This window comes from Pedobacter ginsengisoli, assembly GCF_030244015.1.
GTDB classification, from domain to species: Bacteria; Bacteroidota; Bacteroidia; order Sphingobacteriales; family Sphingobacteriaceae; genus Pedobacter; species Pedobacter ginsengisoli.
Genome location: NZ_JASSYX010000001.1, coordinates 1,110,352 through 1,124,938, shown reverse-complemented (window position 1 = coordinate 1,124,938; position 14,587 = coordinate 1,110,352). Strand labels below are relative to the sequence as shown.

Here is a 14,587-nt window from a genome sequence, read left to right as displayed (position 1 = left end):
ACCATTTACAGATATTTCTTTATTATTTCAGCTACGAGGTTTATCTTGCATTCCTAAACAATTGCTCTTAATATGAAACACGCTTATCTGCTGGTATTCTTTCTCCTGGTGCTTACCGCACCATCCGGCGCGCAGGATTTTGACTATGGTAAAATCACCGGAAGTGATTTTGAATTGAAAAACACCATTCTGGACAGTAATGCCAATGCTATGGTGATCAGGGAATTTGGAACCTCAATTATGCAGCTGGATGATGCAACCCACAATTTATGTATTTATTTCAGGTATCATGTGAAGCTCAAAATATTTAATAAAAATGGTTTTGGAAGTGGCAATATCGTTATTCCGCGAAGCGTATACAGAGATGGTGAGGATGAAGTATCTGAACTTATCGCGACAACGACTAATCTGGTGAACGGAAGGCCTGTAAAGTATGAGCTGGACAAAAAAAACGTGTTCAATGAAAAGAAGAACAAATATTACGCAGTGACTAAATTCACAATGCCGAATTTAACAGAGGGCAGCATCTTAGAGTATAGTTATTCTTTGAAACAGCCCAGTATCTTTAATTTCAGAGGCTGGGATTTTCAGTCTGACATCCCCAAGCTTTATAGTGAATATGTGGCTAATATTCCGGCACTTTATAACTATAATGCGTCTTTGAGGGGCTTTAAAAAACTAACGTCCAGCAAATCGGAGATCAAGAGGGAATGCCTGAGAATTCAGGGCGGCCCTTATGACTGTTCACAAATGACTTACATCATGAAAGACATCCCTGCCTTTATTGAGGAGGATTATATGACTGCGGCAAGTAATTTCAGATCAGCCATCTATTATGAGCTTTCCGACTATCACATGGTCAATGGCGGAAAAAAGGCAGTAACGAAAACCTGGAAAGATGTAGATTACGAACTGCTGAGTGACAAATCTTTCGGGGACCAGATGAAAAAGAAAGATGTTTTCAAAGATCTGCTGGCAGGAATACTTAAAGATGCTTCAGATTCTCTGAGTAAAGCACAGGCAATATATACCTACATCGCCAAAAACATTAAAGTCACCAATGAATGGGGTATATTCGGTGAATCCAATATCAAAAAAGCACTGGAAACGCACTCCGGTAGTGTAAAGGACATCAATCTGGCACTGATTGCCTGCCTGAGTGCGGCAGGACTGGACGCAGAAGCACTGATCCTCTCTACCCGCAACAACGGTACGGTGAACAATCTATATCCGGTACTCTCAGATTTTAATTATGTAGTAGCCAAATTGAACATCGGTGACCGGAGTTACTTGCTGGATGCTTCGCAGCCGCGCCTGCCTTTCGGGTTGCTGCCCCTCCACTGTATCAATGGCAATGGAAGGGCGATCCCTTTTAAAAAACCTTCTTATTGGTATAATATAAAGGCCAGTCAAAAGGATTTTACCATGTATGCTCTTGATGCGGAAATTACTCCTGAGGGTAAGATAAAGGGAAAACTGACAACCACTTCATCCGGATATGCCGCACTAATGAAGCGTGAACGGATATCCCAGGCAAATTCCGTCGATGAATTTGTAGAAAAACTGGATGAGCAAATGCCTGCCATTAGTATTTTGAAACACCACATCGCAAACGTAGACAGCATAGAGGAAGCATTGGTGGAAGAATATGAGATCGAGATGAAGGCTTTTGACAACATGAATCTGGATCAGCTATTCTTTAACCCTTTCTTTATTGACAGGATCAGCAAAAACCCATTTAACCTGAATGAAAGAACATATCCTGTTGATCTCGGCTCATTAAAAGAAGTGCGGATTATATCAGTGATCAGACTGCCTGACAATTTTACGGTCGCTGACAAACCAAAAGATTTTACGATGGTATTGACAGATAACGGGGGCAAATATCAGTTCAAAAGTGCCCAGGAGGAAAAGACGCTATCGTACAATCAACTCTTCCAGCTTAGTAAACCGATATATGGACCCGATGAATATCTAGGTCTTAAAGAATTTTACAGCCGGATCATACAATTGCAGAAAACTGATGTAGTCATCAAAAAACAAAGTAGGTAATGCTGAAAAAATTAGTTCTTCTTACACTTCTGATGCCCGCTATAAATGCTTTTTCCCAGGCACAGACCGACTATAATGCAGAAAATATTCCCCCGGAATTAAAAAGCAGAGCATCCGCAGTGATCAGGAACATGGAAACCACGGTGGATATGCACAGTCCTGAAAATGTGACATTGACTGTTAAAAAGGTGGTTACTATATTGAATAAAAATGGCAGCAACAGAGCTGCCCTGGCTTTATATTATAATAAAAGCACTGCGATAAAAAGCATAAAAGGCGTTATTCTGAACGCATTCGGAATGCCGGAAAGGAAATTCTCCCAAAGCGATTTTGCAGATGAGAGCGCGGTCAGTGATTATTCATTATTCGAAGATGACCGTTTGAAACGCTATACACCCAATGTGTCCGGCTATCCATATACTGTAGTATATGAATATGAGATCCGCTTTAAACAAAACCTGATCATACCGGACTGGTATGCAAATCCTTATGCGGATGTTGCGGTAGAAAAAAGCAGCTATACTTTCATTTGTAAACCTGAAGACCAGGTCAGGATTAAAGCACATAATTTTAAAGGAACCCCTGAGGAAACCAGCTCAGAAAAGGTCTTGAGCCGGACATGGAGGGTCAGCAACATTTCAGCCTTTAAATATGAACCCTACGCACCTAATCCTGACAGCTACCTCACCTACGTAAAGGTAGCTGCCACACAATTCAGCTATTATGGCCATAAAGGAAATTACAAAAACTGGGAAGAACTGGGCAAATGGATATATGACGATCTGCTGAAAACCCAGCAAACTCTTGCACCCGCTACTGCTGAAGAAATAAAAAATCTGGTAAAGGACATTGAAAGTGAAAAAGACAAAGTAAGAAAGATCTACGAGTACGTACAAAAGAAAACAAGATACATCAGCGTACAGGTAGGCATCGGCGGTTTTCAGCCTTTTCCTGCAATGGATGTTCAGCGCCTTTCTTACGGAGATTGCAAGGCTTTGGTCAATTACACACAGAGCCTGTTAAAAGCAGCCGGTATCGCAAGTGATTATTGTGTGGTAAACGCAGGCAGTTTAAGGGTTGGGATGGATCCTGATTTTGCGAGCATGGACCAGGGTAATCATATCATTTTATGTGTCCCTTTAAAAACTGACACCATATGGCTGGAATGCACCAGTCAGGATACCCCTTTCGGTTATCTGGGTACCTTTACAGACGGCAGAACAGTACTTGCCTGTACGGAAAGCGGCGGAAAATTATTAAGGACACCTGCCCTGAACACTGCTGTCAACTTGCTTGAGCGCAAAGCGGTATTGACCCTGGATGCCGATGGCAATATAACAGGCAAGCTGCAGACTGACCTCCGGGGTTCGCAGTATGACAATTACAATGGGCTGGTGCATGAGCCATATACTGAACAATTGAAACTGCTTAAAAAAGAGTACGACATTGATAATATAGATTTTAACAATTTTAAGCTCGTGCAAAAAAAAGATGACCAACCGGTCACCACTGAAACACTCGAACTCAACATACCAAATTATGCGCCTAAGACCAACAACAGGGTCTACCTGATCCCTAATGTTTTTAACAAGGCAGCAATTATTCCTGAAGTAAAAAACAGGAAGTTGCCCGTCTACATCAATCGGGGGTATACAGATGTGGATGAAGTCGTTTACAATTTGCCTCAAAAATATGCGATAGAAGCAAAACCTGACAATAAAATCATTGTATCAGCATTCGGAAGCTACAGCTTTAATGTGAAACAGGAAGGCGATAAGCTGATCTGCAACCGCAGGCTTATACTGAACAATGGAACTTATCCTCCTGAAAAGTATGCCGAGCTTATGCGATTTTTCAGCGATGTCAGTAGTTATGACAACAGCAAGATTATATTAAAGACTAACTGAGAAGGATGATCCCAAGCGCGATTCCAATGATCATGATGAGGTACATCAGAACTTCTGTTGTAGCAAAGCGTTTATATTTAGTCCAAAAGGAATCCCGTTCAGGTGTTTTCATAATTAGTTTTTAAAGGAACCTGCTTTGACCAGAGTCCGTTGATAAGCCGGCAGGCTGAGGTCATCCACGATCACTCCCCTGGTGGTCGAAGCATGTACAAAATAACTGTCATTCAGGTAAATACCTACATGATCTACCGTTCCGCCGCCGAATGAGAAGAAAAGCAGGTCCCCCTCTTTCAGCTGAGCGATATCTTTCTCCCGGATCACTTCGGCCTGGTCCCTCGACCTTCGTGGCAGGGCATTCCCATAAATGTCCTTTTGAAGCAGCAAAGCAAAGCCGGAACAATCAATCCCGGATTTATCCAGACCGCCAAGACGGTATTTTACCCCGGTCCAGTCTGTAATAAAAGAATATAGTTTTTTACTTTTTAAATGCGCCATGGCGTCAGCGATCTTCGCGGCATTGGGATTTGGTTTTACCGCAGCCTTTCTGGAGCCACATGCCGAGGCAATCATGATCAATAAGACCATGGAGCAGGTAACAATATCCTTGTGTATTTTTAATGCCCTCATGACTTCATATTATTGTTTGATGATTCTTTGTATTTCATCCAGTTTGAGCAATGCTTCAACCGGCGTCAGGATATTGACATCCAGGTTATTGATCGAATCCCTGATTTTGACCAGTACCGGATCCTCAACAGCAAACATCTGGAGCTGATAAGCCTGGTTTTGTACTTTCTTAATGCTGTCTTTGATACTTTGTCCTTCGGTACGGTCTATTTCCAGCTTTTTTAAGATCTCATTGGCACGATTGATCAGCTTGGGCGGCATACCGGCCATCTTGGCCACATGGATACCGAAACTATGCTCACTGCCACCTGGGACCAGCTTGCGCAGGAAGATCACCTTATTGGCCATTTCTTTAATAGACACATTAAAATTCTTAATCCGGCCCATTGTATTGGCCAGTTCGTTCAGTTCATGATAATGTGTCGCGAAAAGGGTTTTAGGCCTTGCGGAAGGATGGGTATGTAAGAACTCAGCAATCGCCCAGGCGATAGAGATCCCGTCGTAAGTACTTGTTCCCCGGCCAATTTCATCGAGCAGGATCAGGCTGTTGTCTGAAATGTTGTTGAGTATGCTCGCTGTTTCGTTCATTTCTACCATAAAGGTACTCTCTCCCGATGAAAGGTTATCAGAAGCCCCTACCCTGGTAAAGATCTTATCTACCAGGCCGATGCTCGCTGCTTTGGCCGGCACAAAACAGCCCATTTGTGCCATGAGCACAATCAATCCGGTCTGCCTCAGTATGGCCGATTTACCGGACATATTGGGGCCGGTGATGATGATGACCTGCTGGGTGTCATTGTCCAGGAACACATCATTGGTAATGTACTCCTCACCTGCCGGCAAGCGCTTTTCAATAACCGGGTGGCGTCCCCCTTTGATGTCGAGTACTTTTTTGTTGTTGACCTCCGGCCTCACATAATGGTTATTGATGGCCAGTTGTGCAAAACACAGCAAAACGTCGAGCTGTGCAATCAGGAAAGCATTCAGCTGGATTTGTTTGATATAGCCAGATACCTGGTACATCAGATCATTGTATAAGCGGACTTCAATCTGCTGGATCTTTTCCTCCGCACCCAGGATCTGTTCTTCGTATTCCTTAAGTTCAGGCGTGATGTAACGCTCGGCATTGACCAGTGTCTGTTTCCTGATCCAGTCTGCAGGGACTTTGTCCTTGTGGGTATGGGTCACTTCTAAATAATAGCCAAATACATTGTTGAAGGCTACTTTTAGTGAAGGTATGCCAGTACTGGCGGCTTCTCTCTTTTGGATCTCCACCAGATAGTCTTTCCCGCCGAAGGCGATCTTGCGCAACCTGTCCAGATCTTCATCTATGCCGTCTGCAATGACGTTTCCTTTGATCAGCAAGGCCGGAGGATCCTGCTGCAACTCCCTTTCGAGTTTTTCCCTTATCGTCAGGCAAGGGTTCAGCTGATCGGCAAGTATAGACAGAAACGGATTTTTAGCTTCTTCAGCCAGCTTTTTTACAGCTTCAATATGGTAAAGCGCTTTTTTTAGCTGACACAGCTCTCTCGGACCAACCCTTTGCAGGCCCACCTTGGAGATCAGCCGCTCCAGATCACCGATCTGTTTGATATTGGTCAGGAATTCCTGCAAAAGAGCATCCTTTTTCACTAAGAACTCGACCATTCCCAATCGTTCTTCTATAGGCTTCAGCTCCTTTAAGGGCATAATGATCCATTTGTGGAGCAGACGGGCGCCCATTGGGGTCGAAGTCTGGTCTAATATTTCAAAAAGTGTGACCGCATTGTCATTGGCTGTGGTAATCAGTTCCAGGTTTCTGATGGTAAACCTGTCGAGCCATACATATTTATCCTGTTCCAGCCGGGATATTGAAGAAATGTGTTTGAGGTTGCGGTGTTCGGTTTCATTTAAATAATGAAGTACCACCCCTGCGGCTACAATGCCCGCAGACAGTTTATCGACGCCAAAACCCTTCAGAGAACTGACCTCGAAGTGCTTGGTCAGGATCTCCGTAGTATAATCGGGTGTAAAAGCCCAGTCATCCAGGTGAAAAGTATAGAAGCGGTCCCCAAAAAACTCCAGGAACTCTTTTCTTTTGCTCTTCTGAAACACAACCTCTGTCGGTTTAAAACCCTGCAACAATTTGTCTATGTATTCAGCATCACCCTGTGCAACTAAAAACTCTCCTGTAGAAATATCTGCAAAGGACACACCTAATGTATTCTTGTCAAAATAAACCGCAGCCAGATAGTTATTGGACTTCTGGCTGAGGATATTGTCGCTATAGGCTACACCCGGTGTGACCAGTTCGGTCACGCCGCGTTTGACTATCGTTTTGGTAGCTTTGGGATCCTCGAGCTGGTCGCAGATGGCTACCCGCTGACCCGCCCTTACCAGTTTAGAAAGATAATTGTCCAGTGAATGGTGGGGGAAACCAGCCAGTTCAAGCGCGCCGCCGTTGGGCCCCGTCCCTCTCCTGGTCAGCACAATGCCCAGTATCTGAGCTGTCTTTACCGCATCTTCACCAAATGTCTCATAAAAATCGCCTACTCTGAAAAGTAACAATGCACCGGGATACTTTGCCTTAATGGCATTGTACTGCTGCATTAATGGTGTTTCTTTGGTATTGTCTTTAGCCAAAATGATTCTGTTTACAAAATCATAAAGATAGGGATTGATGCGAAGGCTTTATGATTTGTTGAAAATTTAAAAAATGTGAATAGGTTTATCCGCTGCCGCTGAGTAAATTAAAGCCTCACAATGTAAGACAAAAATAAATCCAGTGCTTCACGTTTTTTGTCTGTGAGCTCAAAGTCCAGTTTATTCAGCAGGTAGTCCTCAAGATCGAAATGAGGATCTGGCGGCAGTTCATTTAATAAGATCCTGCGGTTGTCCAGCCCTGATTTCAGGGCCTGGTTGAAGCCCGTTATAAAATCTTCAGGAATAGTTTTATTGGCCACCCATGCTGCATACACAAAGGGCAGACCGGTAAAATTCATCCATTCCTGTCCCATGTCATAAGTACAGGCATATTGCGCTTTTTTTCCAAATGTCCGGTCACCGATGAGAACAATAGCATCAGCTGAGGCATCAGGATCTGTCACCAGTTCAACTTCCCTTTTCCAATGAAATTTTAACAACACCCTGGCCAGGTTATTGGAGGTACGCGACTGACTGTCCAGTTTTAACGTCCTGATCTGATCAACAGGAAGGTTACTGAATATAAATACAGAATTGACTGCACCAACAGATCCGATACAATAATCAGCGACAATACTGGCGTTGGGTACCTGCGGTATTTCAGCTACGGGAATCAGCCCTATATCTACCTTGCCGCTGATGAGTTTGGAAGCACAATCAGCGGGTATATCTAAACTCAAATCTATTTGACCGGCAATCGGGGAATGTTTAATACCATAAATAAAGGGCTTGGTATTGGTATAAGAAACGGCAGAGATCTTTATCTTATTCAAAGCGAACCGTTTAAATGATCAGTATCATTAAAATCCGTTATGATAAACTGGTCACCGGTTAGTTCCAGTTTATACAAAGTGGTATTCTGGTGAGGAAAATCGCCCATTTCAGACAGGGGTTTATTCATCAGCAGGCATAGCAAAAGACGCATTGCACGGCCGTGCATACAAATCAGCACCAGTTTTTCTTCGGGTTTGGATCTAATAACCTCCATCGCTTCTCTTTGTCTCTGCTGCACCATGTTCGGGCTTTCTCCGCCTTCAAAATGTGCGTCATAATCTCCGCCCTGCCACTTCTCCATGATGCTTTTAAATGCGGCAATGGCATTGTCATCATTCGGCTTGCCTTCCCATTCCCCCCAGGCCAGCTCATCAAGGCCTGGCAATTGTTCCCAGGGAATGCCTGCATCTATAAAGCCTTTAACGGTTTGGTGGGTCCGCACCAGGCTGGAAGTATATATTTTCTGAAAAGGAACATCTTTGTATTTGTTGTAGAAAGCAGCAGCCTGTGCCCTGCCGGTATCGTTGAGGTCGCTGTTTACGCCCCTTCCCTGTACTATTCCGAGTCTGTTTAATTCTGTTTCACCATGTCTGATGATATATAGTTCTTTATCCATTAATTGATTACGGGCAGCTTATAAAATTGTGGTTTCACTTCATTTTCAAAAACAACATCGGTATAATCGGTTACCACATTGTACAGGGTATCTCTTTCTATAGGTTTACGTTTTACCTGTTTGATCAAGGCGACCAGGTCCTGTGTACTCATTGCCGGGGTCTGTTCCTCTGCGCCCGCCATGGAGTAGATTTTGGTGGTATCATCAAGCGTACCGTCAATGTCATCTACACCAAAGTTTAAGGAAAGCTGTGCAGTTTGTCTGCTGATCATGGCCCAGTACGCTTTGATGTGGTCAAAATTGTCCATATAGATACGGGCAATGGCATAATTTCGCAGGTCTTCGATCACTGAAACTTCAGGCACGTTGCTCATCTGATTGTGCTGGTTCCTGAACTTGAGCGGAATAAAAGTCTGAAAGCCTCCGGTTTTATCCTGCAGCTGACGAAGTCTTTCCATATGGTCTACCCGGTGTTCAAACTTCTCTATGTGGCCATAAAGCATGGTCGCATTGGAACGCATGCCCAGTTTATGCCATTCTTCATGGATTTCAAGCCATTGGTCGGCTGTACATTTATCTTTCGCAATCTGCTCCCTGATTTCCGGATGAAAGATCTCCGCTCCGCCTCCGGGTATAGATTCGAGGCCTGCATCTTTCATGAGCTTCATGCCAGTAGCATAATCGATCTTCGCCTTTTTAAATATATAGTGGTATTCTACCGGGGTCAGTGCCTTTACATGAAGTTCCGGGCGGTGTTCTTTTATGGCAGTGAACAGGGCGGAATAAAAGGCTACATCGTATTGCGGCAATACCCCGCCAACAATGTGTACTTCCGTTACCGGTTCGCCGTCATACTTTTTCACTACATCCAGCATTTCTTCCATACTCAGCGCCCAGCCCTCTTCCTTTTGCTTGATCAGGCGGGAATAGGAACAGAATTTGCAATCGTAAACACATAAATTAGTAGGCTCCAGATGGAAATTACGGTTGAAGTAAGTATGGTCCCCGTGTTTTAGCTCCCTGATGAAATTGGCCAGCACCCCGAGATATCCGAGCTCAGCATGCTGATACAGATAAACCCCTTCATCGAAGGTTATTCTTTCCCCGTTTTGTACTTTTAGCGCAATGGTCCTGTGCATTTCCGGCAAATCGGGGTCATTCTGGATCAGTGCTAGTTTTAAAGAAGTATCCATCTATAAAATATAATAGACAAAAGTACGATAAAATTAGCCATTATTGGCTGTCAGACTTATGTAAAAGAGCTCAGGAAACACTCAATAGCTCAGCCATAGGGAGTTCCCTGGCATTGACAACCTCTCCTATTATAATAATAGCCGGATAACTTATCCCTGCTTTTGCAGCCGCAGCCTCCAGGTCTTTTACTTTGCAGATGACTTTCTTTTGCTGCGGCAGTGAAGCATGCTGTATCATGGCGGCAGGCATGGCACCCAATCCGGACTGCTGATAAATGCCGGCAATCTCTGCCAGTTTTTTCATACCCATATAGATGACGACTGTCGCTGAGCTTTTCATTGCGCACTTGAGATCATTGGAAAGTGTTCCATCTTTCTTTGTTCCGGTGATGATCCACATGCTCTCGCTAATGCCACGATGGGTCAACGGAATACCACTGAAGCCGCTCGCCTGCATACTGCTGATGCCGGGTATGTAGTGTGCCGGTATGCCATGCTGCTCCGCAAACAGTACTTCTTCAAAACCTCTTCCAAATATAAATGGATCACCTCCTTTTAACCGTACGACCACATTGTGGTCTGCGGCGTATTCTTTAATAAGTTCATGAATGGTTTCCTGCGGCGTATAATTACCATAGGGCTGCTTACCTACGTATACCATTTTACAGGAAGATGGGGCAATATCCAATAATTCTTTGTTGATTAAATTGTCATATAGGATGACGTCTGCCCGCTGAAGTACTTTATACCCTTTAAGGGTGATCAAATCCGGGTCACCCGGACCTCCCCCTATAACAAATAGCCCAAAATCACCTGAATTTTTACCCATAACCTATTGTTTTTAGCATTAAAGTCTAAAAATCGGTAAATAAAATGACATAATTGAATTTATTTATGATAAATATCATATTAATTTGATTTTTAAATATAAAAATTGATATATTTGAATATCAAAAGTCACATAAACACCAGTAATCAACAAATTACCATGAAAAATAACTTGTTTTTTACTTTAAAAATCAAAACACATGCAATTTTCACCATATATTGAAAATATTAAGCACAAAAAATCAATTATATCAGAAAAAAACTAAATAATCCGTTATGAATCAGAAAAAAGTAGTTGTAATTGGTAATGGAATGGTTGGTTATAAGTTTTGTGAAAAAATAACAGCCAAATCTAATGACTTTGAGATAATTGTTTTTGCAGAAGAGTCCAGAAGAGCCTATGACCGTGTTCATTTGAGCGAATACTTTAGTGGAAAAAATGCAGATGACCTGTCTATGTCTACCCAGGAATGGTATTCAGAACAGGGAATCACCTTATATTTGAATGATCCGGTAAAAGAAATCAACAGGTCAGCAAAGACTGTACATTCTCATGCAGGAAAGATGGTATCTTATGATTATCTGGTACTTGCCACAGGTTCTTCCGCCTTTGTTCCTAATATAGATGGCGTAGAAAAAGACGGCGTATTTGTATACCGCACTATAGACGATCTGGAAATGATCAAAAGCTATGCAGCAAATGTGAAGACCGGCGCAGTAATGGGCGGTGGCTTACTTGGACTGGAAGCCGCCAAAGCACTGATGGATCTGGGAATTGAGCAGCCTGCGGTTATAGAATTTGCCCCTCGCCTGATGCCGAGACAAATAGACAATGCCGGAAGTCAGATGCTTCAATCCAAATTACAATCCATGGGCCTGCAGATCATGCTGAACAAAAGCACAGCAAGGATTGAAGGCGAACACCACATCACCGGCCTTAAATTTAACGACGATACAGAACTCCCTATAGAAATGCTGGTGATCTCCGCTGGCATTAGACCAAGAGATGAACTGGCCAGATTGTGCGGACTTGAAGTCAGCACGCGGGGCGGAATCATAGTAAATGAGAAAATGGAGACAACAGACCCTTCGATCTTTGCAATCGGGGAATGTGCACTGGTAGACCAGATGATCTACGGCCTTGTTGCTCCGGGGTACGAAATGGCTGAGATCGTGGCAGCAAATCTCTGCGGTGCCGCGAAACAGTTCAATGGTTTTGACATGAGCACCAAACTGAAGCTGATTGGTGTGGATGTAGCCAGTTTTGGCGACAATTTCATCACCGAACCGGATTGCCGCACAATTATTTTCGAAGACACCCATAAGGGGACTTATAAACGTATTAATATCAGTAATGACGGGCAGTACCTCTTAGGGGGTATTTTAATTGGGGATGCGGCAGCATACAATATGCTGCTGCAGACAACCAACAACAAGATCATCCTGCCGCCAAACCCTGAAGATCTGATACTGGGCTCCAGGGGCGGCTCTGAGCCTGCGGGTGCAGGCATTACTGCACTGCCCGATGACGCACTCATCTGTAGCTGTGAAGGCATTACCAAAGGAGCAATATGCAATTCCGTTTCAGAAGACGGCTGCGAAACAGTAGATGCGATTAAAAAATGTACCAAGGCCGGTACAGGTTGCGGAGGCTGCGTTCCGATGGTAAAAGACCTGATGCTGTATACCATGAAAGCAACTGGAAAATATGTTCGCAATGTAATCTGTGAGCACATGAGCTACAGCAGGCAGGAACTGTATGACCTGATCCACATCCACAACCTTAAAAGTTATGAAGAAGTACTCGATAATCTGGGCCAGGGTGATGGCTGCGAGGTCTGCAAGCCGCTTGTTTCTTCGATACTTGCCAGTCTGTGGAATGAGATGATCCTGAAAAAAGGAAACGACACCGCCCAGGACAGCAACGACCGGTTTTTGGCAAACATTCAAAAAGGAGGAACTTACTCTGTTGTACCGAGGATCCCGGGAGGGGAAATCACACCTGACAAATTGATGGTAATAGGAAGTGTAGCAAAAAAATACAACCTCTATACTAAAATAACCGGCGGCCAGCGCATTGACATGTTTGGAGCACACCTGAGCGACCTGCCGTCGATCTGGGACGAACTGATCGCCGAAGGCTTTGAAAGCGGACATGCCTATGGCAAGGGCCTGCGTACTGTAAAAAGCTGTGTTGGAAGTACCTGGTGCAGATTTGGTCTCCACGACAGCGTGAGCTACGCCATCAGAATAGAAGAACGTTACAAGGGTATCCGTGCACCGCACAAATTAAAGTCCGCCGTGAGCGGTTGTATCCGCGAATGCGCAGAGGCACAAAGCAAAGATTTTGGAATTATAGCGACGGAGAAAGGCTGGAACCTTTATGTATGCGGTAACGGGGGCAGCAAACCGCAGCATGCATTACTGCTGGCTTCGGACCTGGACAGCGAAACCTGTATCAAATACATTGACCGGTTCTTAATGTTTTATATCCGTACTGCCGACCCACTGACGCGTACAGCTACCTGGCTGAATAAAATGGAAGGCGGCATAGATTACCTTCGTAGTGTGATCATCAACGACAGCCTGGGTATGGCGGAAAAATGGGAGGCTGAAATAGAAGCGCTCGTAGGCTCTTATCAATGCGAATGGAAAACAGCAGTAGAGAACCCTGATATCAGAAAAAGATTTAATCACTTCGTTAACGCACCTCAGGAAAAGGACCCTACAGTCACTTTTGAGGAGATGCGCGGACAGAAAAAAACACCAGAATGGACAACAGCCTGATTTTAACCGAAAAACAAATGACCCAGGAGACAATTAACTGGCTTGCAGCCTGCCGTGTAGAAGATGCAGTAGAAAATGGCGGTGTGTGTGTAAAGTATGGAGACGAACAGATCGCACTTTTTTATTTTACACGCCGCAATGAGTGGTATGCCACGCAAAATGAATGTCCGCACCGCAAGCAAATGGCCCTGAGCAGGGGAATGATAGGCAGCACTACTGAAGAACCAAAGGTGGCCTGCCCTTTTCACAAAAAAACATTCTCACTGGTTACAGGCGAGTGCCTGAGCGGCGACGAGTGCGCCATTAAAACCTATCCGGTAAAAGTAGAGAACGGGACAGTATATATTGGCCTGTAGGCCAGTTTATAAAAGCAATTGACAAACCCGGGAAACCTGGTCATTCACTGGTAAGATGTGTTAATCCTTCTTCATTGACAATACAAATCCGCTTACCATTTAAAGTGATCAGGTTTTCCTGCATAATGTCATTCATCGTGCGAAAAACGGTCTCGTAAGTTGCACCCGAATAGGCGGCCAGATCCTGTCTGCTCATGTCGACATCAATAGACCCGTTCACATCCACGCCAAATTGCGCCTTCAAATTGAGCAGGGCAACAGCCAGCCTGCTTTTTACTGACATTAAAGCCAGGTTCCGCATTCTTTTTTCAGATTCCTGAAGTTCATCTGCGTAGAACATCATCAGGTTAAAAGCAAGGTCATGGTTTACTTTCAGCGTAGCCATAAAGAACTCAAGATCAATGAAGCATATTGTCGTTTCTTCCAATGCCGTAGCAGAAATCGGATATACTGAACTTTTACTACCCAGTCCGCGGTGACCAAAGATCTTCCCTTGATTGGCAAAACGAAGGATGAGTTCCTTATCACCCCATTTTTTATGAACTTTTACATTACCGCTGGTTACAAAGTAAACCCCGTGTACAGGTTCGCCTTCGGTGATGATCTGCTCTCCTTTTTTCGCCTTAAAGTTTTTTTTATGTGCATCTATAGCGGGTTTCCATTCTTTTAACGCCAACTGACACATCAAACAACTCTGCATGTCACAGCTTGTATGCTTCTTCATTTATCAAGGATTTTTAACCTTACAATAATACTGATTTACTT

11 protein-coding genes are annotated in these 14,587 nt (G+C 44.0%); 4 read left to right on the top strand and 7 right to left on the bottom strand.

The annotated features are described in order from the left end of the window. Nucleotides 1-72 precede the first annotated feature (72 nt). Nucleotides 73-2,052 (top strand): DUF3858 domain-containing protein, encoded by a 1,980-nt coding sequence (locus QEP08_RS04840; RefSeq protein WP_285056304.1) that lies wholly within the window; start codon nucleotides 73-75, stop codon nucleotides 2,050-2,052. Further along, the gene (locus QEP08_RS04835; protein ID WP_285056303.1) at nucleotides 2,052-3,959 is read left to right on the top strand and encodes a DUF3858 domain-containing protein; all 1,908 of its coding nucleotides are present in this window, start codon (nucleotides 2,052-2,054) and stop codon (nucleotides 3,957-3,959) included. The genes QEP08_RS04840 and QEP08_RS04835 overlap by 1 nt, the downstream gene beginning before the upstream one ends. A 114-nt stretch (nucleotides 3,960-4,073) precedes the next feature. Here QEP08_RS04835 and QEP08_RS04830 read toward each other — a convergent pair whose 3' ends face one another. The 6 genes from QEP08_RS04830 to cobA form a co-directional block, all read right to left on the bottom strand. After that, entirely contained in the window at nucleotides 4,074-4,586 is a 513-nt protein-coding gene (locus QEP08_RS04830) for a C40 family peptidase (protein ID WP_285056301.1), read from the bottom strand. Nucleotides 4,587-4,595: 9 nt separating this feature from the next. Further along, nucleotides 4,596-7,208: a DNA mismatch repair protein MutS gene (gene mutS / locus QEP08_RS04825; protein WP_285056299.1), complete on the bottom strand. Its 2,613-nt coding sequence runs from the start codon at nucleotides 7,206-7,208 to the stop codon at nucleotides 4,596-4,598. A 107-nt stretch (nucleotides 7,209-7,315) separates the two neighbouring features. Continuing rightward, nucleotides 7,316-8,041, bottom strand: coding sequence for a menaquinone biosynthetic enzyme MqnA/MqnD family protein (locus QEP08_RS04820; protein ID WP_285056298.1), 726 nt, complete (start codon nucleotides 8,039-8,041; stop codon nucleotides 7,316-7,318). After that, nucleotides 8,038-8,658, bottom strand: a complete 621-nt coding sequence (locus QEP08_RS04815; RefSeq protein ID WP_285056296.1) for a histidine phosphatase family protein — start codon at nucleotides 8,656-8,658, stop codon at nucleotides 8,038-8,040. The genes QEP08_RS04820 and QEP08_RS04815 overlap by 4 nt, the downstream gene beginning before the upstream one ends. After that, nucleotides 8,658-9,851 (bottom strand): aminofutalosine synthase MqnE, encoded by a 1,194-nt coding sequence (gene mqnE / locus QEP08_RS04810; RefSeq protein ID WP_285056294.1) that lies wholly within the window; start codon nucleotides 9,849-9,851, stop codon nucleotides 8,658-8,660. The genes QEP08_RS04815 and mqnE overlap by 1 nt, the downstream gene beginning before the upstream one ends. A gap of 70 nt (nucleotides 9,852-9,921) precedes the next feature. Then, nucleotides 9,922-10,680: a uroporphyrinogen-III C-methyltransferase gene (gene cobA / locus QEP08_RS04805; protein WP_285056292.1), complete on the bottom strand. Its 759-nt coding sequence runs from the start codon at nucleotides 10,678-10,680 to the stop codon at nucleotides 9,922-9,924. 275 nt (nucleotides 10,681-10,955) lie between these two features. Between cobA and nirB the strand changes: the two genes are divergently transcribed. After that, entirely contained in the window at nucleotides 10,956-13,466 is a 2,511-nt protein-coding gene (nirB, locus tag QEP08_RS04800) for a nitrite reductase large subunit NirB (protein WP_285056291.1), read from the top strand. Then, nucleotides 13,451-13,822, top strand: a complete 372-nt coding sequence (gene nirD / locus QEP08_RS04795; protein WP_285056289.1) for a nitrite reductase small subunit NirD — start codon at nucleotides 13,451-13,453, stop codon at nucleotides 13,820-13,822. Before nirB ends, nirD begins: the two co-directional genes overlap by 16 nt. A 40-nt stretch (nucleotides 13,823-13,862) precedes the next feature. Here nirD and QEP08_RS04790 read toward each other — a convergent pair whose 3' ends face one another. After that, the gene (locus tag QEP08_RS04790) at nucleotides 13,863-14,546 is read right to left on the bottom strand and encodes a Crp/Fnr family transcriptional regulator (RefSeq protein ID WP_285056287.1); all 684 of its coding nucleotides are present in this window, start codon (nucleotides 14,544-14,546) and stop codon (nucleotides 13,863-13,865) included. Nucleotides 14,547-14,587 lie beyond the last annotated feature (41 nt).

Excerpts from the sequence above, each read along its gene's own strand:
- QEP08_RS04815 (WP_285056296.1), bottom strand. The coding sequence starts at position 8,658 with ATGGATAAAGAACTATATATCATCAGACATGGTGAAACAGAATTAAAC.
- nirB (WP_285056291.1), top strand. The coding sequence starts at position 10,956 with ATGAATCAGAAAAAAGTAGTTGTAATTGGTAATGGAATGGTTGGTTAT.
- nirD (WP_285056289.1), top strand. The coding sequence starts at position 13,451 with ATGGACAACAGCCTGATTTTAACCGAAAAACAAATGACCCAGGAGACA.
- QEP08_RS04790 (WP_285056287.1), bottom strand. The coding sequence starts at position 14,546 with ATGAAGAAGCATACAAGCTGTGACATGCAGAGTTGTTTGATGTGTCAG.
- QEP08_RS04830 (WP_285056301.1), bottom strand. The coding sequence starts at position 4,586 with ATGAGGGCATTAAAAATACACAAGGATATTGTTACCTGCTCCATGGTC.
- mqnE (WP_285056294.1), bottom strand. The coding sequence starts at position 9,851 with ATGGATACTTCTTTAAAACTAGCACTGATCCAGAATGACCCCGATTTG.
- cobA (WP_285056292.1), bottom strand. The coding sequence starts at position 10,680 with ATGGGTAAAAATTCAGGTGATTTTGGGCTATTTGTTATAGGGGGAGGT.
- QEP08_RS04840 (WP_285056304.1), top strand. The coding sequence starts at position 73 with ATGAAACACGCTTATCTGCTGGTATTCTTTCTCCTGGTGCTTACCGCA.
- QEP08_RS04835 (WP_285056303.1), top strand. The coding sequence starts at position 2,052 with ATGCTGAAAAAATTAGTTCTTCTTACACTTCTGATGCCCGCTATAAAT.